Raw genomic sequence first — 23927 nt, 5'->3', positions numbered from 1 at the left:
GGCTATTGCGCTTCTGCCGAAGCGATGGCCGCCGCGTCGCCGTTCCGGCGGAGTTCGGTCTTCAATATCTTCCCGGCCGGCGTTTTGGGCAACGGCGCCTCGGAGAAGAAAATCCGCCTCGGGATCTTGTAGCCGCCCAGAAATTGACGGCAATGATCCTGTATCGCCTTTTCGGAGACCTCCGCCGCATCGCGAAGATGGATATGCGCGCAAACCACCTCGCCCCACTGCTCGTCGGGCAGGCCGACGACCGCGCATTCCAGCACGGCGGGCATCGCCGAGATGACATTCTCGACCTCGGTGGAATAGACATTCTCGCCGCCGGTAATGATCATGTCCTTCAACCGGTCGACCAGATACACGAAGCCATGCGCGTCGCGCCGACCCACGTCGCCCGTGCGAAGCCAGCCATCGGCCGTCAGCGCCTCGCGCGTTGCATCGGGGCGCTGCCAATATCCGCTCGTGACCATCGGTCCGCGCATCCAGACCTCTCCCGCTTCATCGATGGCGGCAACATCATGGGTCTCGTCCATCCGGCGAATTTCGAGTTCCATGCCGGGAACCGTCCGGCCGATCGAACCGAGCCGTTCCACCTCTCCCGGATCATGATCCTGTGCGCCGAGCCAGGTGCCGCCCGCGCAAGTCTCGGTCATGCCATAATATTGCACGAAGCGGGCAGATGGCAGGCTGTCCATCGCCTGGCGCAGCAACGATGGCGCCATGGGCGACGCGCCGTAGAAAACGCGGCGCAGGCTGGTCAGATCATGCGCCGCCAAGTCGCGATGATTGAGCACCATAGACAACATCGTCGGCACCCAGCCGACATGGGTCACCGCGGCCCGTTCGACCGATTCCATCGCCGTCACCGGCTCGAACGAGGGCAAGAGCTCCAGTTGCGACGCGGCGGCGAGATTGGCGCCGACAAAAGCAGCGCCCGACACGTGAAAGAGCGGCAGGCTGAGGCCGACGACCGAGTCATGCGTAAAGTCGCCGGTATGAAGGCGCATCAGCGCGGCCGAAAAGAAGGCGAGGTGCGATATCTGCACGCCTTTCGAACGCCCGGTCGTTCCGCCGGTGAACAGGATGTAGGCCAGAGCGTCTGGCCCGGCATCCGCGGCGGGAACGCGACCGGGCTCGCGCGCGAGCGCGGCCCAGCTCGCATGGCCTTTCCCGTCCTCGGTCGCGATGAGCAATTCGAGCGCGGGGCAGGACGCCTGGATCGCCGGGGCTAGGTCGAGAAATGAGGGGCCGACGAGCAGAGCCCGGGCCCCGCTGTCGTTGATCGCGTCGGCAATTTCGCTCGTCGACCAGCGGATATTGATGCACACCATGACCATCCCGGCCCAGGGCAAGGCGAGATAGGCATCGTGAAACGCCATGCCATTCTGGTCGAGGACCGCGACACGGTCGCCGCGCTTTAGCCCGAGCCCATTGAGCCCGCCTGCGATCCGCGACACGCGCGTTTCCAGCTCACCCCAGGTCAGGCTCGCGCCGTTATCGCGCAGCGCCAGCTTGCCCGGAAAACCATGAGCGGCTCTCCGCAACATTCCTGAAATCAGCATCTCTCACCTGCAATCGCAATCCGTCATAGCCTTGACGTCGTTGCATATCCTATATACCGGTAGGTATAACGTGACAAGACGGAATATAGGGCAGGGAGCGACGAGTGAACTTGGAGGATCAACCGAAGGAGGCAGAATTCCGCCAGTCCGTTCGCAGCTGGCTCGAGGGCCAGCTCCCGCTGCGGAAAGATTCGCCGGTCGCTGACCTGAGCGAGGCGCAGCGTCTCGCCCGGGCGCGGACGTTCCAGCGCGCCAAGGCCGCGAACCGCTTCTCCGCGCTGACTTGGCCGCGCGCTTTCGGCGGTTATGGCGGAACCGAAATCGAGCAGCTCATCTACAATCAGGAGGAAGCGAAATTCGCTTCGGACTCGCTGCATTTCTTCGGCATCGGCATCTTCCTGTGCGTCGGCACGGTGATGCATCGCGGATCCGACGAGCAGCGCGAGCGCTTCATCGCCGCGGCGCTGCGCGGCGATGAAATCTGGTGCCAGCTCTTTTCCGAGCCAGCTTGCGGGTCTGACCTCGCCGCCGTGCGAACGAGTGCCGTCCGCGACGGCAACGATTGGGTGTTGAACGGCCAGAAGGTCTGGACGACGGGCGCGCATTATTCGGACTTCGGCCTGATATTATGCCGGACCGATCCGTCCGTCCCCAAGCATGCCGGCCTCACCATGTTCATCGTCGACATGAAGGCGCCCGGCGTCGAGGTGCGGCCGATCCGCCAGATTTCGGGCGAAAGCGACTTCAACGAGGTCTTTCTGAACGACGTCCGGATCGGCGACGGGTACCGGGTCGGTGCCCCGGGAACCGGCTGGGCGGTGGCCATGACGACGCTGGGTCTCGAGCGCGGCGCCGCAGGCACCGATCTGGAGTTCATCGACTCCCGCCTGTTGGTGGAGATCGCGAAACGGACTCGCGTCGGAGCGACCCCCGCGATCAAGGACGGGCGGGTGCGGGAAAGGCTGGCCCAATGCTGGCTCAATAATTTTGGCGCCAGGCTCATTGCCTATCGCGGCCAGACCGCGTTGACGCGGGGCGAGGTCCCCGGTGCCGAGCAGGCAGTCCTCAAACCGATCATCGCCAATCAGGGGCAGCGCTCGGCCTACCTCGCGATGGACATGATGGGTATCGAAGGGGTGTTCGATCGCGGTACCCTCGGACATGAATGGCAAGACATCGAACGCGGCTGGTATTGGGGCGCGGCCTACCGGATCGCCGGCGGAACCGACGAGATCCTGCGCAACATTATTTCGGAACGTGTCCTAGGCTTGCCGGCGGATATTCGCGTCGACAAGGACATCCCCTTCAATGCGGCGAGCGCCTGAGATGCGCCGCCTGTCGATGCTGCCTGCCCTGCTGCTGGCGGCCTGCGGAAGCGGCGATGCCGGCGAGGGCAGCGCTGACGACTGGCGTCAGCATGGCCGCGACAGCCAGGAAACGCGTTTCTCGCCGCTGGCCGACATCAACCGCGACACGGTGTCCCGGCTGAAGCTGGCCTGGTCGCACGATCTCGACACCGATCGCGGTCAGGAATCCACGCCCTTGGTCGTCGACGGCGTGATGTACGTGACCACGGCTTGGAGCAAGGTCCTCGCGCTCGATGCGGCGACGGGCAAAGAGCTCTGGTCCTATGATCCGCAAGTGCCGGGCAAATATGGTGCGCGCAGCTGCTGCGATGTCGTCAACCGCGGCGCCGCCTATGACAATGGCAAAATCTATTCGGCAACGCTCGACGGCAGGCTGGTCGCGCTCGACGCAAAAAGCGGCAAGCTGCTCTGGAGCATCGTCACGGTCGATCAGACCAAGGCCTATACGATCACCGGTGCGCCGCGCGTCGCGCGCGGCAAGGTCTTCATCGGCAACGGCGGGGCCGAGTTCGGCGTCCGCGGATATGTTTCCGCCTATGACGCCGGGACCGGCAAGCTGGCATGGCGCTTCTACACCGTGCCCGGCAAACCCGGCGCGCAGGACCACGCCGCGTCCGACGCGGTGCTCGAAAAGCTCGCGCGGTCCACCTGGTCCGGCGACGCCTATTGGCGCGCCGGCGGGGGCGGCACGGTTTGGGATTCGATCGTTTACGACAGCGAACTCAACCGCCTCTACATCGGTGTCGGAAACGGCTCACCCTGGAACCGCCGCTTCCGCTCGGAGGACAAGGGCGACAACTTGTTCCTGTCGTCGATCGTCGCGCTCGATCCCGACACCGGAAAATATCTGTGGCACTATCAGGAGACACCGGGCGAGACCTGGGATTTCACCGCGACCCAGCAAATGACGCTGACCGATCTCAAGATCGGCGGGCGCACCCGCAAGGTCATTCTGCACGCGCCGAAGAACGGCTTTTTCTACGTCATCGACCGAACGAATGGCGCGCTGATCTCGGCCGAGAAATTCGTTCCGCTGAACTGGGCCGACCGCATCGATCCCGTCAGCGGACGGCCCGTCGAAAACCCGGCCGCACGGTTCCGCGACGAGCCCTTTCTGGCGACCGTGGGCGGCGCCGGCGCGCACAATTGGCATCCCATGGCCTTCAGTCCGAAAACCGGGCTCGTTTACATTCCGGCCCAGCAAATTCCCTATTTCTACAAGTCGGCGGACAGTTTCAAATTCGAAGAGGGGCGGCTCAACCTCGGTCTGGCGTCGGGCGACTACAAGCCGCCGACAAGCAAGAAGGACATCGCCGCCTTCATGAATATGATGCGGGGCGAGCTGGTGGCGTGGGATCCGGTTAAGCAGCGGGCCGCCTGGCGTGTGCCGCACAAGCGGGCTTGGAATGGCGGCGTCCTCGCTACCGACGGCGGCCTTGTCTTTCAGGGGCTTGCAGATGGGAGCTTTCAGGCGTTCGATGCCGCCAATGGCAAGCCGCTGTGGCAGTTCGATGCACAGGTTCCGCTGCTGCCGGGCCCGATCAGCTACCGTGTGGACGGACGCCAATATATCGTGATCGTCGCGGGCAACGGCGGCGCACTTCCCCTGTCCTTTCCCGAGTTCGACGGCCCGCGACCGCGAATCGCGGGCCGGGTCCTGGCCTTCACGCTCGACGGCAAAGCGAAACTGCCGCCGGTCACCGCCACGATCCCGCCCCTCAAGACGGTCCCGCTGGTCTGGAGCCGCAAGCGCATCGCCGAAGGCCGGGCGCTGTTCACCACGACCTGCGGCGCCTGCCATGGAATGGCGGCGATGTCGGCGGGCGTGGTCCCTGACCTGCGCCGGTCGAACGCGCTGGGAGATGCGAACCTCTGGAAGAAGATCGTCATCGAAGGCGCGCTGACCGATTCCGGAATGATCGGTTTCGGCGGTCGTATCACGCCCGATCAGGCCGAAACGATCCGCGCCTATGTGGCTTGCCGTGCGTCGCCCAATCCAGGCGGCTGCGATTTATAGTGGAGAGTGGAGATGGAAACACACATCGAAGGCAGCGACTTTCCCAAGCTCGATTTAACGGGCCGGTCGGTTCTGGTCACCGGCAGCGCCGGGGGGCTGGGTTTTGCCATGGCAGAGGCCTTCGCCCGGTGCGGCGCGCACGTTGCTATCAACGATCTCGACCAATCCCGGGCTGAATCGGCGGCCGAGCTTATCGGCGATGGAGCGATCGCCGTCGCCGGCGACGTCAGCGCCGAAGCCTCGGCCGAGGCGATCGTGCAAGAAGCGACCCAGCGCCTTGGATCGCTCGATATATTGGTCAACAACGCCGCGATCGCAGAGGCCTTTGCCGCCACCGTCAAGCAGGATGTGGACAGCTGGCAGCGCGTCATCGACGTCAATCTGAAGGGCTGCTACCTGATGGCCCGCGCCGCGGCGCGCGTCATGATCCCGGCCAAACGCGGGGCCATCGTCAATCTTTCGTCGATCACCGGCCTCGCGGGGTTTCCCGCCTCGAATGGCTATGGCGTCTCGAAAGCGGCGATCGTCATGTTGACCAAGACGCTGGCGACCGAATTCGCCAGGCACAATATCCGAGTCAATGCGGTGGCGCCCGGTTTCGTCGTGACGCCGATGACAGATCAGATGCCGCAGGAATTTATCGATATGAATGTTCGGCGGATGCCGCTTGGCCGCTCAGGCGAACCCGAAGAGATCGCCCGCGCCGTCGTCTTCCTCGCATCGCCTTGGGCCTCGTTCATCACCGGCGTCACGCTGCCGGTCGATGGGGGGTGGGCCGCCTATGGCGCGGTTGGCGACGCTTCGCGGCCCAAGGCCAGCTGAATACCCACCGGCAATCGGCAAACGAACAAGAAAAAATCGGGAGAGCACCATGAGAATGCGATCGTCCAAATCGAAGGGCCTGCTACTGGCCGCTATCGCCGGTTTGCTGGCAATGCCCCAATCCGCGTTAGCACAAGAAGCGAAACTGACGGTCAGCGCCATTCGCGGTGACCGGCTGAAAGTACAGCCCGCCGTGTCGTTTACGGCCGATCGCGCAGCGAAGGCGGACTTCGCCATCGACGAAAAAACCACGGACCAGACCATCATCGGCTTCGGCGCCTCGTTCCAGGAGGCCGGGATGATCGCGATCAACGATCTCTCGCCGGGCAAACAGGAAGAGGTCATGCGCATGATGTTCGACCCGAATGAGGGCGTCGGCTTTTCTGCCATGATTACCTATATTCACGCCACCGACATGCAGGCGGCTGGCCCTTATTTCACCTATGCCGACACGCCCGGCGACTTTAATTTCGACCATTTCTCGATCGAGCGCGACCTGCGTCCCACGGGAACCGCGACCTTCATCCAGCGGGCGCGTAAATATGGGGATTTCACGCTCGCTGCGCGCATGGACTATCCGCCCAACTGGCTGCTGACGTCGATGCAGATGACGCCGATGAACCAGCTGCCGCCCAAAAACTATCCCTATGTCTCGAAATATCTTCTCAAATATCTCGAAGCCTATCGAAAGATCGGCATCGACATCGATTATCTCAGCCCATTCAACGAACCTGGCAACTATACGAAAATCAGCTTTCTCGAGATCGGCAATTTCATTCGCGACCACTTGGGGCCCGATCTTGAGAAAAGCGGCTTCGACACAAAAATCCAGTTCGCCGATGCGTCGCAGCGGAGGCTGGCGAGCGCGGCCTATCCGCCCATCCTGAAGGATCCCGCGGTCGCCAAATATATCACGGGCCTCACTTACCATAATTACGACTATGCGCATGTCGAAAATCGCGACGATTCCGAGGCCGTTGCCGGTATCGCGCAGCTCCACAAGGATTTTCCGAACGTCCATCTCTGGATGTCGGAGGCCTGTTACCACGACGGCGGCTGGCCGACCGATCCGCTTCACCGCAGCTGGATCCGGCAACTGCCCGTCTATGGCTTCGACGATGGCGATTTCTGGGGCCAGCAGATCTTTTCGGAGCTCGAGGCAGGCGCCTCGGCATGGACCTACTGGAACCTGCTCCTTGACCAGGCAGGCGGCCCCTCGCTGCCATCCCCTCTCCACTCCTATCCGCCGATCAACCGGCAGCAGGCGGTTGTCCATGTCAACCGCGACCATGACGAAATCCTCTATCCCGGCGTCTTCTATTATCTCGGTCACTTCGCCAAGTTCGTCCGTCCCGGCTCGGTGCGAGTGACGACCACGGGCAAAGCCGCCGATATTCGCGTGCTCGCCTTCAAGCGGCCCGACGGAAAATTGGTGGCGCAGGTCATGAACAGCAGCTTCGAGCCGCGAACATCGTCGCTCGCTTGGAACGGACGCACGCTGCGGCTCGACCTGCCGGCGCGCTCGATCTCCAGCTATGTGTGGGAGAAGGCCGGTGCGACAAAATAATAGCGCCGCGCGGCAACCGGGCGCCAGTCGCCGCCGCCGCCTCATTGTAATTCCGTTCTTCAAGGAGCGCACGCTTATGTCGCACAGCCTTTGCTGGCCTCGGCCGCTGCACGCCGCATTGATTTGCCTGGCCATGTCCACTGCCGCCCCGTCCGCCGTCTTCGCCCAATCTGTCGAAGTGTTCACCACGTCCGATGCAGGCGCGCGGCTGGAGCCGGGAAAGGGACTGCGGTTCGAGACACCCCGGCGCGATACGCGCAACATGATCAGCGTGGGTCCGGCCGAAGATGGTCATCCGATCATCGGCTTCGGTGCGGGTTTCAGCGAGGCCGGACTGATGAGCATCAACGCCTTGTCAGCGGACAAGCAGGAGGAGGTATTCGCCGCCTTGTTCAGCGAGGACAAAGGCATCGGCATGTCGGCGATGACCACGCCGATCGGCGCTTCGCCGATGTCGTCGGCGGGTGACTATTTCAGCTACCAGGACAAGGCTGGCGATGTCGCGCTCGATGGCTTCGCGGTCGACCGCGACCTTGGGGAGAATGGCGTCGCCACCTTCATCAAGCGCGCGAAGGGGCATGGCGCATTCGTGACGCTCGCGAGCATGTATTACCCCCCGGACTGGATGCTGATCGACCTGTCGACCAACACCAAGCTGATGATCCATCCCCACCACTATGCAACGGCTTCCAAATATCTGATCAAATATCTCGAAGCCTATCGAAAGAAAGGCATAGATATCGAATATATCAGCCCGTTCAATGAACCGGGCAATTATACGAAGATCAGCTATTCGGAATATGCGAACCTGGTCTCGACGCATTTTGCGCCCGATCTGAAGAATTCCGGACTGGCGACCCGCCTGATGCTCGGCGACGCGACGCTGCGCAGCATCGCCGCCGTTGCCTATCCCCAGATCTTCGAGAATTCCACGCTGTTGAACGCGGCCTATGGCTTGACCTATCACGGCTATGACGCCGGCTTCGACGGACAAAATACGCCCGAAGCCGGCGCGCACAACGTCATCGGGCTCCACAAGACCTATCCGGACAAGCCGCTTTGGATGTCGGAAACCGGCGAATGCGACAATATGATACCGCTCGAATATGGCTGGAAGTGCCGATCGATCGATTTGCCCCGGTTGAGTCTTGCGACGAGCAGATTCTGGGGCCGACAGATTTTCTCGGACCTTGCCGCGGGCGCGTCGGCCTGGTCGTTCGCCAACGCGGTCCTGGACCAGCGCGGCGGCCCCGTGCTTGTATCCGGGCCGCATAACTTTCTTCCGGTCAATCGCCAGCAGGCGCTGGTCCATATCGACCGCGACAAAAAGACGGTAACCTATACCGGCGCCTATTATGCGCTCGGGCATTTTTCCAAGTTCGTGCGCCCTGGATCGGTGCGTCTCAAAAGTGAAGGAGAGGTACCGGATGTCGAGTTTCTGGTTTTCGAACGGCCCGACGGGAAACTGGTGGCCCAAGCGATGAACAAGGCGGCGGAGAAGCAAACGATCCATATCGCGTGGAATGGCCGCACGTTGCCCGCCGCCTTGCCCGCCCACTCGCAGTCGACCTTCATCTGGAGCGGGGACAAGTGATGCCGGCGCAAGCATGGAAGGACGTGGCCGCCTACAAGGGCTGGCGCGTCGCCGCGGCGGGCTTTCTCCTGACGCTCATAGCGATCGGCAGCACCACTTACGGATATGGACTGTTCGTGACCCCGATCGAGCAGGAATATGGCCTGTCGCGAACCATGGTCAATTACGGCCTCATGCTTCTCCTCGTCGGGATGACAGCATGGGGTCCAATCGTCGGCCGGCTTATCGATCGCTCGTCATCGCGGCATTTGTTTTGCCTCGGTGGCGTTGCGATCGGGATCGGGCTGTGGATCATCGCGCTCAGCGACACCGTCACGGTTTTTGCGCTCGCCATATTCTTCCTGATTTCCTTTGGCGCGGTGACATGCGGATCGCTCGGAACCGTCGCCGTGGCGTCGCGCTGGTTCTTCCGCCTGCGCGGGCGCGTCCTCGGCATCATGGCGGTGGCCACCTCTGCCGGCGGCTTTCTGGTCGTGCCTTTCATCGCGCATAATCTCGAAGCCTATGGGTGGCGGACGGCGCTGATGATCCAGGGCGCGCTTGTTCCAGCGACCATCATCCTGCTCACCCTGCTCCTCGTTCGCGACCGTCCGGCCGATGTCGGGCAATTTGTCGACGGGGCTTCCTCGCCTGCCGTCGAAGAGGAGGCGGCACCGCGCGGCAGCAAGGATCAACTACTCACTCTCCTTAAGACGAAGGACTTCTGGCTGCTCGCGATCGGCGCCGGGCTACTTCTCGGCAGCGACCAGGCCCTGCTTATTTCCCTGATCCCCTACGCTATCGATCGGGGCTTCTCAGCCGGGGAAGCCGCGGCGCTGATGTCCGTCCTGACCGGCTCGGCGATCTGCGGAAAGCTGGTCGTGGGATGGATTGCGGACCTGGTCGATAAGCGCCAACTGTTTGCCATCGTTTGCCTCATTAACATCGGGTTCTTGATCGTCCTCATCGGCGAGCCCGGCTGGGGAGCGCTCTTGGCGGCATGTGCCCTGTGCGGCGCGGCCATCGGCGGCGTATATCCTGCCTGGCATATATTGATCGGCGCCCGTTTTGGCTCCGCTTCCTTCGGCTTCACGCTCGGCCTGATGTTCTGGCTGTCGCTGCCGCTAGCCTTGGGTGCGATTCAAGTCGCCGGCATGTCGCGGGACCATATGGGAAGCTATGATCTGGCCTTTCAGATTTTCATCGCCGGCGATGTCATCGCGGCTATCGCGGTAGGCCTGATGTCGGGAGCCGCGACCCGGCCCACCGCGCGATCGGTACGCGGATAGCCCGGAATGAAAATATCGAATGAGAGTTCGGCGGACCTGACCCTCGAGGGCGTCCGTCACGGCATGATTGGAGAATAAATAGATGAGTAGCGCTGCCCCCCTGTCCTTGCGGAAGCTGGACGTCGATTCTTCCCGGCCACTCGGCCTCCTTAGATCGCTGCAGGGCGTCAGCGGTGCGCCGCGCCCGCCCATCAAAACCGCGATGGAGCCCACCAGCTTCTTCGACACCTGGGCGCCCTTCCTGTGCTACACGGGCGTGGACGTGTCGGAAGGCTATAAGATGGCCCGCATCGACATCGTTCGCACCCACGATATGCCCGGAGCCGGCGACATCGATGGCCGCTATGTCGGAGAAATGCCGCTGGCGGACGGCACGGCGCTCGATCTGTCGACGCTGAATAGCGCGGTCGTCTTCCCCGACATGTCTGCCGATCCCGAAGATCCGGCGAGCTATAATTTCGGACCGACCGACGACCTCGTCCAGTCGATCGTCGATATCGGAGCAGACGTCATCTATCGGATCGGCCGTACGATCCGGGCGGATTCCTCGCCGCCCGATCCCGAAAAATATGCCGCGATCGTAAAGCATCTTGTGATGCATTATAATTGCGGATGGGCAAACGGCTTCCATCACAACATTCGCTATTGGGAGCTCTGGAACGAGCCCGATTACGATTTCGATCTCGGCTTCTGGTCCGGTACCCCCGAGCAATTCTACGAACTCTATGCTGCCATCGCTAAGGCCGTAAAATCGGTCGATCCGACGCTCGAAGTGGGCGGTCCCGCAATTTCGGTGTCCAACGATGTCCAGCCTTTCCGCGAAGGCTTCATGGATTATGTCAGCCGCAACAAGCTGCCCTTGGATTTCTTCTCTTGGCATTGGTATGGGATCGATTCCTACGACCCCATTGGTTTCAATGTTATCGCAGCCGAACTGCGTCGCCTGCTCGACGAGCGCGGTCTGACCGATGCCAAGCTTTTTCTCGACGAATGGAATGGCGGCATCATGCTGACCGAAGCCGATCTGGTCAGCGCGGCGGGCCGCGCCGCGTTCATGACCTCGTCGGTGCTCTACATGCAGGATTCGCCGATCGAGCGTTCGCTTTATTACAACGGCTATTCGCCCTTCGGCGCCGACGGCGCGAGCCCGAACGAAGTCGGCAGCGCCTTCATCGCGCTCGGAAAGCTCAAGGATACCCCCTTGCGCCTGGCCCTTACCGGGGCCGACGACAAGGGATTTGCGGCAGTCGCTGGCACGTCCGAAGATGGAAGGCTAACGCAGATCCTGATCAGCAATTTCCAGATTCCCGAGGCCTATCTGGTGCCGCGGCCCGATGGCGACGTGATCAGCATGCCCGACAATATCGCGGGCGGGAAGATCACGCTGCTTCCGCGCCGCGAGCTCAGCTACGCCGACAATGGAGGCTATTCGCTTTCGGTGCGCAACCTCGAACCCGGCTCCTATCGCATCGAGCGGTTCCGGATCAGCGACGCCGGAAACATGACCGAATTGCCGACCGAAATCCGCTCGGGGTCGATTGTCTCGATCGAGGGGGCCCTGCCCCCGCCCGGTATCGAATTGGTTCGGCTCATTCGCGAATAATCCCCGGGCTCTGCCTCGCGCCGACGCGGCGTAAGGCAGAGCCCGTTCTTTCCGGATCAGCCGGCAGCCGTCGCCCGCTTTAGTTCGGAGCGGGCCATCAGATAAAATGGGATCGCCGCCAGTCCCACCAGGGTGGACACGACAAGCGCGAGGCGAAGCCCTTCGCTCGGCCCGTGCGTCGTCGCGAAATAATCGCTGAGCAGCCCCGTGAAGAGCGGCCCGGCGCCATGACCGATCAGATTGATGCCGAAAAGGCCCACGGCGACCGCCGTCGCGCGCATGTTCGGCGCGACGATGCTGGGAATGAGCGCGAACACCGGACCGCCCCAGACCGAACCCAGCACCGATGCGGGGATAAGCGCGGCCACCGCCCATCCCCAGCTTGGTGCAAGCAGCGCCAGAACGAAGAACGGGATGGCAAGCGCGGCAGCGAGCGCACATACCGTCATATATCCTTCGAAATTGCGGCCGCCGAACCTGTCGCCGAGCCATCCCCCGGCCAGCATTCCGATGCCGCCGAAAATTCCGCCAACAAGGCCCAGCGTCAGGCCGACGACGGTGATCGGACCGACATCGTACATCGTCTCGAGGCCCGGTCCATGAACGCGAAGGAGAAAGGCCGCCAGGAATGCGACCTGCCCGTTCGCCATGAAGGATGCCGTCGCGCCGCCGACGGCGACAAGGACAAAGGGACGGTTGCGCGCGAGTGTCCTCAGCGTGTCGATCAGGGCAATCGGCGCGGCGACGTCGGCGGGTGCGTCATCGTTTGCCGTAAACGTCCGGCCACGGCGCGGGTCCTTGATGCTGACGATCGCCAGAATGGCAAGCAGGAACCCCGGAAGACCCGCGACGACGAACGCCGTCCGCCAACCATATAGATCGGCCAGCGCCCCTCCCGATGCCATGCCAATAAGCAGGCCAAGCGGGACGCCGAGCATATACCAGGAGATCGCCCGCGCGCGCTTCTCCGGCGGCGTATAATCGATGATCAGCGAATTGGACGCCGGCGTGCATCCGGCTTCGCCGATGGCGACGCCGACGCGTGCGAGCAGCATCCAGCCGAAGGATTTTGCGAAGCCGCAGGCAATGGTGAACATGCTCCAAAGCGCCACCGACGCAGCGATGATATAGCCGCGGTGATGTTTCTCGGCCAGCCGCGCCACGGGGATGCCCATGGTCGAATAGAAGATCGCAAAGGCGATGCCCGTCATCAAGCCGAGCTGGCTGTCGGACAGGCTGAGGTCGTTCTTGATGGGCTCGGCGAGGATATTGATGATCTGTCGGTCAATGTAGCAAAAGGTGTAAATACACACCAGCAAGCCGATGGTGAACCTCGGCAATTTATAGCCATCCTTGGCACTCGACATGTCGCCTCCCTGTGCCGGCGCAGACCGGATATCCTCAATCTATATATTTACCGTAAGGTAGAATATAATGATGCCGCCGCATGTCAAATATTTTATAAACCCCTTATTTTCTGCCGATAATTAGCAAAAGTTGCCCTACCCTTGACTCCGTCACATCGCGCGATCATAATTTACCTACCAGTAGACATTATAAAAATGGGGAGGAAATTATGAAAAGCCATCAAGCGGGCGTGCGCGCCTCGGTTTTTGCGAGCTGCGCTCTCGCCGCGCTTCTGCCGATGTCCGTTCATGCTCAGGACGCAAAGGACGAGGCCACCGCCGGAACAGGCAACAATGAAATCGTTGTGACCGCAGCCCGGCGCGGCGAGCAGAGCATCCAGGATGTGCCGATGGCCATTTCGGTCGTGACGTCCGAGGATTTCGAAGCCCGCGGGCTAAGCGGCATGGGGGATCTGGCGCGCACGCTTCCTTCGCTCGCGCTCCAGGAGAACGGTCCGGGCAGCAACAATATCATCGTTCGCGGCATCACTGCCGGACAGGTCGTCGACGCATCGAACGTCCTCGACCGGTCGCTCGTCTCGGTCTATCTCGACGATACGCCGATCTCGCTCCAGGGTCAGAACCCCGACCTCAAAATTTACGATCTCGAGCGCGTCGAGTTCATTCGCGGCCCGCAGGGTACGTTATACGGTGCGAGCTCGATGTCGGGTACCATCCGCTACATCACGCAAAAGCCCGATCTTCGCGAAACGCTGGGCAGCACCGAAGGCATATTGTCCACCACCGACGAGGGCGGCGCCAATTATTCGCTGCGCGGCATGATCAACGTGCCCTTGGTCGACGACAAGCTCGCCCTGCGCGTCACCGCCTATCAAGGTTATAATCAGGGTTTTATGGACAATCCGGTTCTCGGCCTTAAGAATATCAACGACGAGACCGTGACCCAGGCGCGCGCGGCGCTGCGCTGGCAGCCATCGGAAGCTGTGACGGTCGACGCGAGCGTCATCTACTCGCACTTGAAGCTCGATGGCGCGGTGCTCGGCTATTCGGACTGGCAGGATTATGAAAGCCGGTTCCTGGGACCCGATGGCGGCAAAGATGATTTGCTCATCTACAATCTGACCAACGAATTCGACGTCGGCTTCGCAAAACTGACGACGTCCACTTCCTACGTCGATCGCTCGGTAAGCCACGACACGGCGGCCGATCTCTTGACCGGCTATCTCCTCTCGATATTCGCGGGAACGCTCCAGCCGCCGCTTCAGACGGAGTCGGCGATCTCCAACGAACTCCGCAACTTCGCGCAGGAAATCCGGCTGTCGTCGAAAGCCGACGGTCCTCTTTCCTGGACGCTTGGCGCGTTTTACGAGAACAACAGGCGCAATTTCCAGCAGGAGGTGATCGCGCCCGGCTTCGACGCTGCCTTGTCGGACATCCTCGGCTTTCCCTATGACTCGGTCACCCTCGGCGATGCGCGCGTGCCCGACAGCTATGGCTATTATGACTATCGCCTGCGGGACGAGCAGTTCGCGGTATTCGGCGAAGTTTCTTACGCCATTACGCCGGCACTCGAGGTGACCGCCGGCCTGCGCTATTTCACTTTCACGAACAAGTTCGCGGTCGATCAGGGCGGGTTGCTCGGGCAGGACCCGAATATCGTTCTCGGCGACATCGGCAAGGCGAAGGCTGACGGATTCAACCCCCGCGCCGCCGTGACCTTCCATGCGACCGACGACAATATGCTGTTCGTGGAGGCGTCGAAAGGCTTCCGCTATGGCGGCGTGAACTTCCCCGTCCCCGCCTCGATCTGCGGGACCGACCTTGCGAACCTCGGCCTTTCGTCCGCGCCGATGCAGTTCGGGCCCGACCGGCTTTGGAATTATGCGATCGGGTCCAAGAACAAAATCCTGAACGGCAGGGGCACGCTCAACGTGAGCGCCTATTATATCGACTGGTCGAACATCCAGAGCACCGTTCGTCTGCCGTCCTGCGCCTATAGCTATATCGACAATGGCGGAAAAATCCGCAGCCGCGGCGTCGAGCTGGAGACGGGGATGCAGGTCGGCGACCAGCTCTATCTGTCGATGAACGCGTCCTACAATGACGCCGAGTTCAATGGCGGCACCAACAATTTCGGCGCGAACAAAGGCGATCAGACACCCTATTCGAACAAATATATTGTCAGCACCTCAGCGGAATTCACGATTCCCACGCCGACGGCGGAAGTGACGATGGTCGCCGATTATTCGTACCGCAGCGCCACGCACACGCGTTTCAGCCCGGCCGATCCCGGATATCGCAAGGTTCCCGCGCGTCACAACGTCAACCTGGCGGTCAACTATGTCGCGGACAATTGGACGCTCGGCGTCTTTGCCAACAATCTGACCAACAGTGTCAAGCTGCTCGACATCAAGGCCGGTACGCCCGCCTTCGAACCCGGCGACCGCGTCTATTACGCCCGCCCCCGCACGGTCGGTGTCCGCCTGAAGGTCGATTACTGATTACCGATCGGCGGATGTTGCTGGAAGTTCGCGGCGGCGCCGCGGGCTTCCTCAATCTGCTTGGCCGAACGAACCACTGCCCCCTTAGCCGAGGACGCGTCGCGCCGACATCCGCGCATTCTGGTATAACCAAAGTTGCGGGAGCTTTCCCGCATATGACAATTATGGATATGACTTGACGATCGGCTCAGCGCGCCTTGCCCGCAATCCCGTTGAGCAAGATATTTGCCTGGCTGCGCCCGAGTTCCTCCAGAGACATGCTCCGGCCCGGCTCGTACCAATAAGCGGTCCAGTTCAGCGCTCCAAGCAGCGTCAACGTGGTAACAGCCGGCTGTTCGACTTCGAGCGATCCGTCGTTCTGCCCATCGACGATAATGTCGTTCATGATCCGGTTGCCTTCGACCGAGCGGCTAACCACCTCTTCCTGGCTCTCTTTGGCCATCCGAACATGCATGGTTCGAACGAAACAGCCGCCGAAGTCCGTCGCGAGAATCTTGACATATTCCGGAATGAGAAACTGCAATTTCTCATAGCCCGAGCACTCCATGGCTTTGGCTTCTCGCAGCACCCGGAGGGTCTCGGTTTGGACCAGACGTTTGATTTCGAGCAGGATCAGATCCTTGTTGCCGAGATAATAATAGATCGTCGGCTTGGTGATCTTCAGATAGTCCGCGACGTCGTTGATCGAAACCTGATCATAGCCATTGGTCTTGAAGAGCATGGCTGACGTTTGAAGAATGGCCTCTTTCTTCTTGTCATATTGCGTGGCGCGCCGCCTCTCGGTCCGCGGCCACAACGCTTGGGCGTTCTTCTTATGCTTCAGTTTCTCGATCGACATTATGCAGATGCCCTGTTCTCTTCACGGATGAGCCTTCGAATGTCTCACCAACTTGAATATACCTATTTCGTCTAGCCGCGCCGAAGCGCCGGCGCAATCGGTCCTCACACCGCATACCGCGCAGTCATTCGACATTTGCCCAGCGCGGCGCGCGCTTTTCTGCAAATGCGCGCGGGCCTTCGACAACGTCCGGCGACGCCAGCATCGCCTTAAACTCCGCGTCTTCCCACTGATCTTTCATTGCCTGCGGCAACGGCTTATGGAAGTTGGCGCGGGCGATGCTTCGCGCGGCGCGGACGGCATATTGGCTATTGCCCGCGATGGCCCGTGCAAGCTCCTTGGCCGCGTCAAGCGCGCCGCCGGTCGGTACGACGTGATTGACGAACCCCAATTGCCGACCCTCTTCCGCGCCGACGTGGCGCGACGTCAAGATGATCTCCATGGCACGATTGAGCCCGATCGCGCGCGGCAGCCTCAAGAGGCCGCCACCCACGGCCGCCAGGCCGACGCGTGGTTCGGGAAGTGCAAACGTCGCATGCTCGGCTGCGACAATGATGTCGCAAGCGAGTGCGATCTCGAAACCACCGCCGAACGCAAGGCCGTTGACTGCGGCTATGACGGGTTTTTTGAAATCCGGGCGATCGGTAATGCCACCGAATGCCACGCGCGGGCCGTCGTCTTCGCCATTGCTCGACTGATATTTGAGGTCATTGCCCGCAGAAAACGCCCTGTCGCCTGCGCCGGTAATGATGGCGACATGCTGCGAAGGGTCGCCCTCGAACGCTTCAAAGGCTGCGCCGATCTCTCGGCTCACTCTTGGATGGATCGCATTCAGCACTTCGGGGCGCGCAATCGTCAGGACCATGATCGCGGCGTCGCGTTCAACTTTGATATAATCGTATTGCATCCAGCACCATCGTAGTATTTGACTGACTGGTAGGTATTATTTATTGCTAAGGCTGTCAATCGAAGCTATCGGGCCTCCGACGAAAAAGCAGCGGACTCCAAGAACATCGCTTCGGGCTTGACCCGTTCATGATGATCGACTGCGAGCGTGCATAGGGAGGCAAGGGTGGGCAAGACGGGCGGCCGGGCCGAGGATATTGCAAAGCGCGTCGAGGCTTTCGTGCGCGAAACCGTCATTCCCTATGAGAAAGACCCGCGGCGCGATCATCATGGTGCGCCGACCGACGAGCTGGTGATGGAGATGCGCGAACATGCGCGCGCTGCGGGCGTGCTGACGCCGCATGTCCTGAATGACGGCAGCCACCTTAATCAGCGCGAGACGGCGGTTGTGCTCATCAAAAGCGGCTTGTCGCCGCTCGGCCCGCTCGCCTGCAACACGATGGCGCCCGATGAAGGCAATATGTATCTGCTCGGCAAGGAAGCGAGTCCGGAGCTTCAGGAGCGCTTTCTGAAACCGTTGGTCGAAGGCCGTGTCCGCTCGGCCTTCTTCATGACCGAGCCCGCGGACGAGGGCGGTGCGGGATCCGACCCGTCGATGATGAAAACGGTCTGCCGTCCCGACGGCAATCATTGGGTCATCAACGGCCGCAAGACGCTTATCACCGGTGCGCAGGGCGCGCGCGTGGGCATCGTCATGGCAAAGGCGGAGGAGGGCGCGTGCATGTTCCTTGTCGACCTGCCCGACCCGGCGATCCGTATCGACGATGTCCCGAACACGATCGACAGCTCGATGCCCGGCGGCCATGCGACGATCACGATCGACAATCTGCGCGTCCCCGCCGACCAGATGCTCGGACAGGCCGGCGAGGGCTTCCGTTATGCGCAGGTCCGCCTCTCGCCTGCCCGCCTGTCGCACTGCATGCGCTGGCTCGGCGCGTGCATTCGCGCGCATGAGATTGCCACCGACTATGCCAACCGCCGTGAGGCCTTCGGCAAGGTGCTGATCGAGCATGAAGGCGTCGGCTTCATGCTCGCCGAGAATATGATCGACCTCAAACAGGCCGAGCTGATGATCGACTGGTGCGCTGGCGTGCTCGACACGGGGTCGCTCGGCACCGTCGAAAGCTCGATGGCGAAGGTTGCGGTGTCGGAGGCGCTGATGCGCATCGCCGACCGCTGCGTTCAGGTCATGGGCGGCACTGGCGTCACCGACAAGACAATCGTCGAACAGGTATTCCGCGAGGTTCGCGCCTTCCGCATCTATGACGGACCCACCGAAGTCCACAAATGGAGCCTCGCCAAGAAAATCCGCCGCGACTGGAAAGCGGGCCTCGCCGGCGGCCGCGCGGCGACGTGAAATGAGAACAGGAAACGCCCGCCCGAGGGACTGGCCCCACAGCGCCCCTAAGGAGCAAATCATGTATATCGAAGACGTAAAAACCATTGCCGTCATCGGCGCCGGCAATATGGGCCACCAGATCGCGCTGCATGCCGCGATTTGTGGTTTCAAGGTATCGTGTACCGACATCAGCCCCGACATGCTGTCTAAGGCCGATGCATTTGTGGATCGCTATCTGCCCGAGCGCGTCGCAAAAGGCCGGCTGACCGCCGAGCAGGCACAGACGGTCCGAGCGAATATCGGCTTTACCGAAGATCTCGGCAAAGCTGTCGGCAACGCCGATTATGTCATCGAGGCCGTGATCGAGCAGATCGATGCCAAGCGCGCCATATTCGCGCAACTGGATGCGCTGGCGCCGCCGCATGCCATTCTTGCCTCGAACTCCTCGATGATCGTCGCTTCGCGCTTTGCCGACGCGACAAAGCGTCCCGACAAGGTCCTCAATTTGCACTTCTTCAACCCGGCCCTGGTCATGAAGCTGGTAGAAGTCGTGCAAGGCCCGCACGCCTCGGATGCGACCGCGCACCTCTCCATGCAATTGTGCCGAAAGCTGGGCAAGGAGCCGGTCCATGTAAAGAAGGAGGTGGCGGGCTTCCTGCTCAACCGCATTTTCAAAGCCATCCTGAAAGAGGCCGAATGGCTGCATGAAATGGGCGTTGCCAGCTTCGAGGACATCGACAAGGCTTGCGTATTCGGCGCCGGACACCCGATGGGACCGTTCAGGCTTAACGATCTGACCGGCCTCGACCTCGCCTATCTGATGGACATGGAAGCATTTCGCGCCTCAGGCGATCCCGCCGACCTGCCCCGCCCCGCGCTGGTCGCGCGCTATGCCCAGGGGAACTATGGCGAGAAGAGCGGAAAAGGCTGGTATAATTATTCATAGCCATTTGCACGATGACGCCGGAGGCGATGCTATGCGGTCTCAGAGTTCTAGAAAATCGCTGTTGTGAAACCCGCAGCCCCGACCTTTCCTGGGGAGGAAAGCCGTCCGCCGGAAGCCGTGCTGCGCTTCCGGCGGACGTTAGTGGAAATCAACGCCTATGCGCCAGAGCGAACTCTTTGCGAGTGCTGACCAAGCTCCGATCGGCGATGCGCAAGTGCCCTCATTGCTTCTAGAGCTCTCCCCGCCTATGGCCCCCTCTCCCTCAGCCGAGTGAATCATGCCCCGCCCGAAGCTTCATAGCGACAAAGAGATCCTGACCGCCGCGCGTGCTGTACTGGTGCGCGAAGGTGCAGTAAATTTTACGCTCTCTGATGTCGCAAAGGCAGTGGGCATGTCGCGTCCCGCGCTCATCCAGCGTTTCCATGATAAAACGACGCTTCACCGCCATGTGATGGAGGCGATGACGCAGGAGGTGCGGGACTATTTCGCCAGCATCCGCTGCGAACGCGGCCTCGTACCTTTGTGGACCCTATTGCGCGAACTCATCTCGGGCATGGACGAAGCTACAGGCAACGAGGCGTATCTCTTAGTTTTCTGGGGCGACATCATCGATCCATTGCTTCGCAGCCTGGCGAACGAACGCAATGAGTTGGTCCGTCAAGCGATTGAGGCAAGCCTCCCGGAGGCAGATGGCGACGCGGCGGAACGTTCCGGTCTCATCCAGGCAGTCATCCAGGGTGCATATATGCAGTGGATGGTCAGCCGAGAGGGAAGCCTAACCGATTTCATGACATACCGCGCGAAGCTGATGCTCCAAACGCTTTATCCGGGCCACGAATTCCCGCATTAAGCTTAGATAGTCTTGTAATTGAACGACATGTCGGTTATATATAACTCGTGGCAGCGAGGCCGCTATTCCGTCGCGAGTTCAACCTATGTCGTTTCCTATCAGCCTGCCAGAGCGGGCCCCGCGCGCCGCCCGGCGAAACCCCGTGCTCGGCCTCAGCTCTTCCCAGTTCGATGCCCTTCTGCCTCCGCCGGGGCTCACCTATCGCGATCTTTTTTCGACGCATCAGGACCTGCCGACTAAACTCTCGCGCTGGGCGGAAACGCACGATCTGGCACCGCGTATGCTGTCCCGCCTCAACCGGTCGCGCGGGGGGCAGTCCGAGAAATATTTGTTTGGTCTCGACGATGGTTATGCTGTCGAGACCGTGCTGATCCGCCGCCGGGACGGCCACACGGCCTGCGTCTCCTCCCAAGTCGGTTGCGCTTTCTCGTGCCAATTCTGCGCGTCGGGACAAGCAGGCCTCAAGCGCAATCTTACCTCGGCGGAAATCGTCGAACAGGTCGTGCAGCTCGGGCCGAAGGTAAACCGGATTGTCTTCATGGGAATCGGCGAGCCGCTGAACAATTATGACAATGTCCTGGGTGCCATTCGCATATTGCGCGATCGACGCGGCATAGATTTTCCGACGACCGGCATCACGATCTCCACAATCGGAATTCCGAAGGCGCTAAAGCAGCTGCGCGAAGAACATCTGGGAATCAATCTCACTATCTCGTTGCACGCAACGACCCAGGCGGTGCGCGACCGGCTCATCCCCGGCGCGCGCAAGCACGATATACGCGAGGTCGTGGCGCGTGCGCTATCCTGGGCCGAACGCCACAATCGCACCGCAACCTTCGTCTATCTGATCCTCCCGGGCATCAACGACAGCGTCGCCGATGCCCAGCGGCTCGTGTCGATGTTTGCCGACAAGCCGGCGCGGATCAACCTGATGCGATGGAACCCGGTAGACGGCGTCAAACTCAGGCGCACCGATGATCGCACATTGAGCCTCTTCCGGCATCGTATCGCTCAGGCCGGAATTCCGGTGGTCGTTCGTGACACGCAGGGCTCCGACATCGACGCGGCTTGCGGACAGCTGTGGCTCCGCGACCTCGAAGGCGCGCGTGCGGCGTCGCCCGCCGGCGCGAAACCTCGCGTGCATCCCGACGGGAAACTGCGCGCCAAGGCATAGCTCGACGCCGGTGTGACGACTGGCCGTTCCTCTTTCTCGGATTTCATGGCAGTGATCGACAACCGGACCGCAGCGGCGAACTGATCGTAAAAAAATCCGTAGGCAGCGTGAGATTGATGAGGTCTGTTTATAGCGAAACCTATCGTCAGAGCCTGGAAAATCCTGACAGGTTCTGGCTCCACGCTGCGCAGGCAATTGATTGGCACCAGCCTCCGACCACGGGCTGGAGCGAAGGACGCGGCTGGTTCGAGGACGGCTGGCTGAACACGTGCCACAATGCCGTGGATCGCCATGTCCTCTCGGGCCGCGGCGCCGATACCGCGGTCATCTATGAAAGCCCCGTCACGGCTAGCCGCAGACGCATCGACTATGACGAATTGCTGGCCGCCGTCGAGCGGACTGCCGGCATGATCTCGGCGCTCGGCGTCGGAAAAGGGGACCGGGTCGTCATCTATATGCCGATGATCCCCGAGACCTTGTTCGCGATGCTTGCCTGCGCCAGGATCGGTGCGGTGCATTCGGTCGTATTCGGCGGCTTCGCGGCGGTCGAACTCGCAAAACGCGTGGACGATGCGAAACCCAAACTGCTGCTTACGGCCTCCTGCGGCATCGAAGGCGAGCGCATCATTCCCTACAAGCCGCTTGTCGACCAGGCACTCGACCGCGCGGTGCACCCGGTCGATCATGTCGTTGTGCTGCAGCGCGAACAATTGCCCGCAGCGATGACCGGCGGCCGGGATCTCGACTGGGCGACCTGCCATGCCGCGGCGAAGCCGGCGCCGTGCGTTCCGGTCCAGGCCACCGATCCCCTTTACATCCTCTACACTTCCGGAACGACGGGCGTACCCAAGGGGGTTGTTCGGCAAAACGGCGGACATGCCGTTGCGCTCGCCTGGAGCATGAAAAATATTTATGGCATGCAAGCTGGCGAAACCTTCTGGGCGGCGTCCGACGTGGGCTGGGTGGTCGGCCACAGCTATATTGTCTACGGTCCGTTGCTCGCGGGATGCGCGACCGTCCTGTTCGAAGGGAAGCCGGTAGGAACGCCCGATGCAGGGACCTTCTGGCGGACGATCTCGCGGAACGATGTCGATGTGTTTTTCACCGCACCGACGGCTATCCGCGCAATACGCAGAGAGGATCCGGACGGGGTGCTTGTTCGGGAACATGGAATGGGGCGGCTAAGGGCCCTGTTCCTGGCGGGCGAACGGGCCGATCCCGATACCATTCGATGGGCGGAAGAGCAGCTGGGAAGACCAGTGATCGATCATTGGTGGCAAACCGAACTCGGCTGGCCGGCCGCTGCAACCTGCATCGGGCTTGGTGATCAGCGGAGGCTGCCGGGGAGCGCCGGCTTCCCGGTGCCGGGATTCCGGTTTGCCGTTTTGAATGACAATGGCGAGCCCGTCGCCGATGCCGAGAGCGGACATCTGGTTATCGCTGCCCCGCTGCCGCCTGGAAGCTACACCAGCCTCTGGAACAACGAGGGCGGGTTCGCTCGTTCCTTCGACACCTTTCCGGGCTACTATGAAACGGGTGACGCGGGTCATATCGACGGCAATGGTTTCGTTCATGTCATGGGCCGCACCGACGATATCATTAATGTCGCCGGTCACCGTCTTTCGACCGGTCAGATCGAACAGATTGTCGCCTGCCACCCGGCGATTGCCGAATGTGCCGTGATCGGCGCCGACGATGCGCTGAAAGGCATGGTTCCCGTGGCATTCGCCGTCACGAAGGCGGATGTCGTGGAAAGCAGCGCGACGCTGGAAGAAGAGATCATCGCATTGGTTCGCGGAGAATTGGGACCCGTCGCCGCTTTGAAGCAAGTCCATATCGTCGACGCCCTGCCGAAGACGCGATCGGGCAAGATCCTGCGCGCCGCAATCCGCGGGCTTGCGAATGGTCAACGATGCGCGATGCCGGCGACCATCGAGAATCCCGCCGCGCTTTCGGCAATCGAACGATCGCTTGTCCCCAGCGCGCTCAACGACGGCGCGTCTCGAGGACATTCGAACTGAGCGGCTGGTAGCGGGAGGACAGCGCGACTTCCGGCGGCCGGACTGCGCGCGTCGCTGGCTTGGGTGTCCCGCCGGCGCCGTTCGACGCGTGGTAGGGTGAGCGGCGCCATCTTGCCGCCGCAAGAGCGATCGCCAACTGGACACGGTGCGCAAGCGCCGCGCCAGCGGCCTGTTCCGCCGCGTCG

17 protein-coding genes and 1 pseudogene are annotated in these 23927 nt (G+C 61.5%); 14 read left to right on the top strand and 4 right to left on the bottom strand.

What is annotated here, in order from left to right:
• Positions 1 to 2 precede the first annotated feature (2 nt).
• Entirely contained in the window at positions 3 to 1562 is a 1560-nt protein-coding gene (locus VSX77_RS12335; RefSeq protein ID WP_338424905.1) for a class I adenylate-forming enzyme family protein, read from the bottom strand.
• Positions 1563 to 1666: 104 nt separating this feature from the next.
• Here VSX77_RS12335 and VSX77_RS16470 point away from each other — a divergent pair.
• From VSX77_RS16470 to VSX77_RS12295, 8 genes and pseudogenes are all read left to right on the top strand, one after another.
• A pseudogene (locus tag VSX77_RS16470) lies at positions 1667 to 1978 on the top strand (hypothetical protein); the annotation flags it as partial.
• Positions 1979 to 2887, top strand: coding sequence for an acyl-CoA dehydrogenase family protein (locus VSX77_RS12325; protein ID WP_338424903.1), 909 nt, complete (start codon positions 1979 to 1981; stop codon positions 2885 to 2887). It abuts the pseudogene before it with no gap.
• Positions 2871 to 4946 carry a PQQ-dependent dehydrogenase, methanol/ethanol family gene (locus tag VSX77_RS12320; protein WP_338424902.1) on the top strand — a complete coding sequence of 692 codons (2076 nt, stop codon included), beginning with the start codon at positions 2871 to 2873 and terminating at the stop codon, positions 4944 to 4946. The genes VSX77_RS12325 and VSX77_RS12320 overlap by 17 nt, the downstream gene beginning before the upstream one ends.
• A gap of 12 nt (positions 4947 to 4958) precedes the next feature.
• A complete protein-coding gene (locus tag VSX77_RS12315) occupies positions 4959 to 5768 on the top strand; it encodes an SDR family NAD(P)-dependent oxidoreductase (protein WP_338424901.1) in 810 nt (269 codons plus the stop codon).
• Positions 5769 to 5817: 49 nt separating this feature from the next.
• Positions 5818 to 7335 carry a glycoside hydrolase family 30 protein gene (locus VSX77_RS12310; RefSeq protein WP_338424900.1) on the top strand — a complete coding sequence of 506 codons (1518 nt, stop codon included), beginning with the start codon at positions 5818 to 5820 and terminating at the stop codon, positions 7333 to 7335.
• 133 nt (positions 7336 to 7468) lie between these two features.
• Positions 7469 to 8929 (top strand): glycoside hydrolase family 30 protein, encoded by a 1461-nt coding sequence (locus VSX77_RS12305; RefSeq protein ID WP_338424899.1) that lies wholly within the window; start codon positions 7469 to 7471, stop codon positions 8927 to 8929.
• Positions 8929 to 10197 carry an MFS transporter gene (locus tag VSX77_RS12300; protein ID WP_338424898.1) on the top strand — a complete coding sequence of 423 codons (1269 nt, stop codon included), beginning with the start codon at positions 8929 to 8931 and terminating at the stop codon, positions 10195 to 10197. Before VSX77_RS12305 ends, VSX77_RS12300 begins: the two co-directional genes overlap by 1 nt.
• A gap of 82 nt (positions 10198 to 10279) precedes the next feature.
• Complete coding sequence (locus VSX77_RS12295) at positions 10280 to 11800, top strand: GH39 family glycosyl hydrolase (protein ID WP_338424897.1); 1521 nt, start codon at positions 10280 to 10282, stop codon at positions 11798 to 11800.
• Between the two features lie 56 nt (positions 11801 to 11856).
• Here VSX77_RS12295 and VSX77_RS12290 read toward each other — a convergent pair whose 3' ends face one another.
• The gene (locus VSX77_RS12290) at positions 11857 to 13167 is read right to left on the bottom strand and encodes a spinster family MFS transporter (protein ID WP_338424896.1); all 1311 of its coding nucleotides are present in this window, start codon (positions 13165 to 13167) and stop codon (positions 11857 to 11859) included.
• A 209-nt stretch (positions 13168 to 13376) separates the two neighbouring features.
• Between VSX77_RS12290 and VSX77_RS12285 the strand changes: the two genes are divergently transcribed.
• Entirely contained in the window at positions 13377 to 15668 is a 2292-nt protein-coding gene (locus VSX77_RS12285) for a TonB-dependent receptor (RefSeq protein ID WP_338424895.1), read from the top strand.
• A gap of 187 nt (positions 15669 to 15855) precedes the next feature.
• Here VSX77_RS12285 and VSX77_RS12280 read toward each other — a convergent pair whose 3' ends face one another.
• Together VSX77_RS12280 and VSX77_RS12275 are read right to left on the bottom strand one after the other, a co-directional pair.
• On the bottom strand, positions 15856 to 16506 hold the full coding sequence (locus tag VSX77_RS12280; protein ID WP_338424894.1) for a TetR/AcrR family transcriptional regulator: 651 nt from the start codon (positions 16504 to 16506) through the stop codon (positions 15856 to 15858).
• Between the two features lie 124 nt (positions 16507 to 16630).
• Entirely contained in the window at positions 16631 to 17413 is a 783-nt protein-coding gene (locus tag VSX77_RS12275) for an enoyl-CoA hydratase-related protein (protein WP_338424893.1), read from the bottom strand.
• 165 nt (positions 17414 to 17578) lie between these two features.
• Between VSX77_RS12275 and VSX77_RS12270 the strand changes: the two genes are divergently transcribed.
• The 5 genes from VSX77_RS12270 to VSX77_RS12250 all read left to right on the top strand — a co-directional run bounded on the left by VSX77_RS12270 (position 17579) and on the right by VSX77_RS12250 (position 23742).
• Positions 17579 to 18769, top strand: coding sequence for an acyl-CoA dehydrogenase family protein (locus tag VSX77_RS12270; RefSeq protein WP_338424892.1), 1191 nt, complete (start codon positions 17579 to 17581; stop codon positions 18767 to 18769).
• A gap of 61 nt (positions 18770 to 18830) precedes the next feature.
• On the top strand, positions 18831 to 19697 hold the full coding sequence (locus VSX77_RS12265) for a 3-hydroxyacyl-CoA dehydrogenase family protein (RefSeq protein WP_422397317.1): 867 nt from the start codon (positions 18831 to 18833) through the stop codon (positions 19695 to 19697).
• 277 nt (positions 19698 to 19974) lie between these two features.
• A complete protein-coding gene (locus VSX77_RS12260) occupies positions 19975 to 20547 on the top strand; it encodes a TetR/AcrR family transcriptional regulator (protein WP_338424890.1) in 573 nt (190 codons plus the stop codon).
• 142 nt (positions 20548 to 20689) lie between these two features.
• Positions 20690 to 21721 (top strand): 23S rRNA (adenine(2503)-C(2))-methyltransferase RlmN, encoded by a 1032-nt coding sequence (gene rlmN / locus VSX77_RS12255; protein ID WP_338424888.1) that lies wholly within the window; start codon positions 20690 to 20692, stop codon positions 21719 to 21721.
• Between the two features lie 116 nt (positions 21722 to 21837).
• Complete coding sequence (locus VSX77_RS12250) at positions 21838 to 23742, top strand: AMP-binding protein (RefSeq protein ID WP_338427266.1); 1905 nt, start codon at positions 21838 to 21840, stop codon at positions 23740 to 23742.
• Positions 23743 to 23927 lie beyond the last annotated feature (185 nt).

It is taken from the genome of Sphingopyxis sp. TUF1, from assembly GCF_036687315.1.
Classification (GTDB): domain Bacteria; phylum Pseudomonadota; class Alphaproteobacteria; order Sphingomonadales; family Sphingomonadaceae; genus Sphingopyxis; species Sphingopyxis kveilinensis.
Note: the sequence above shows the minus strand (reverse complement) of the source record. Positions and strands in the feature narration are given on the sequence as shown.

What these genes read in the sequence shown, in the direction of transcription:
- VSX77_RS12325 (WP_338424903.1), top strand. Translation starts at nt 1,979, where the DNA reads ATGCATCGCGGATCCGACGAGCAGCGCGAGCGCTTCATCGCCGCGGCG.
- VSX77_RS12295 (WP_338424897.1), top strand. Translation starts at nt 10,280, where the DNA reads ATGAGTAGCGCTGCCCCCCTGTCCTTGCGGAAGCTGGACGTCGATTCT.
- VSX77_RS12290 (WP_338424896.1), bottom strand. Translation starts at nt 13,167, where the DNA reads ATGTCGAGTGCCAAGGATGGCTATAAATTGCCGAGGTTCACCATCGGC.
- VSX77_RS12315 (WP_338424901.1), top strand. Translation starts at nt 4,959, where the DNA reads ATGGAAACACACATCGAAGGCAGCGACTTTCCCAAGCTCGATTTAACG.
- VSX77_RS12310 (WP_338424900.1), top strand. Translation starts at nt 5,818, where the DNA reads ATGAGAATGCGATCGTCCAAATCGAAGGGCCTGCTACTGGCCGCTATC.
- VSX77_RS12335 (WP_338424905.1), bottom strand. Translation starts at nt 1,562, where the DNA reads ATGCTGATTTCAGGAATGTTGCGGAGAGCCGCTCATGGTTTTCCGGGC.
- VSX77_RS12300 (WP_338424898.1), top strand. Translation starts at nt 8,929, where the DNA reads ATGCCGGCGCAAGCATGGAAGGACGTGGCCGCCTACAAGGGCTGGCGC.
- VSX77_RS12265 (WP_422397317.1), top strand. Translation starts at nt 18,831, where the DNA reads ATGTATATCGAAGACGTAAAAACCATTGCCGTCATCGGCGCCGGCAAT.
- VSX77_RS12260 (WP_338424890.1), top strand. Translation starts at nt 19,975, where the DNA reads ATGCCCCGCCCGAAGCTTCATAGCGACAAAGAGATCCTGACCGCCGCG.
- VSX77_RS12320 (WP_338424902.1), top strand. Translation starts at nt 2,871, where the DNA reads ATGCGGCGAGCGCCTGAGATGCGCCGCCTGTCGATGCTGCCTGCCCTG.
- VSX77_RS12250 (WP_338427266.1), top strand. Translation starts at nt 21,838, where the DNA reads ATGAGGTCTGTTTATAGCGAAACCTATCGTCAGAGCCTGGAAAATCCT.
- VSX77_RS12285 (WP_338424895.1), top strand. Translation starts at nt 13,377, where the DNA reads ATGAAAAGCCATCAAGCGGGCGTGCGCGCCTCGGTTTTTGCGAGCTGC.
- VSX77_RS12275 (WP_338424893.1), bottom strand. Translation starts at nt 17,413, where the DNA reads ATGCAATACGATTATATCAAAGTTGAACGCGACGCCGCGATCATGGTC.
- VSX77_RS12280 (WP_338424894.1), bottom strand. Translation starts at nt 16,506, where the DNA reads ATGTCGATCGAGAAACTGAAGCATAAGAAGAACGCCCAAGCGTTGTGG.
- VSX77_RS12305 (WP_338424899.1), top strand. Translation starts at nt 7,469, where the DNA reads ATGTCCACTGCCGCCCCGTCCGCCGTCTTCGCCCAATCTGTCGAAGTG.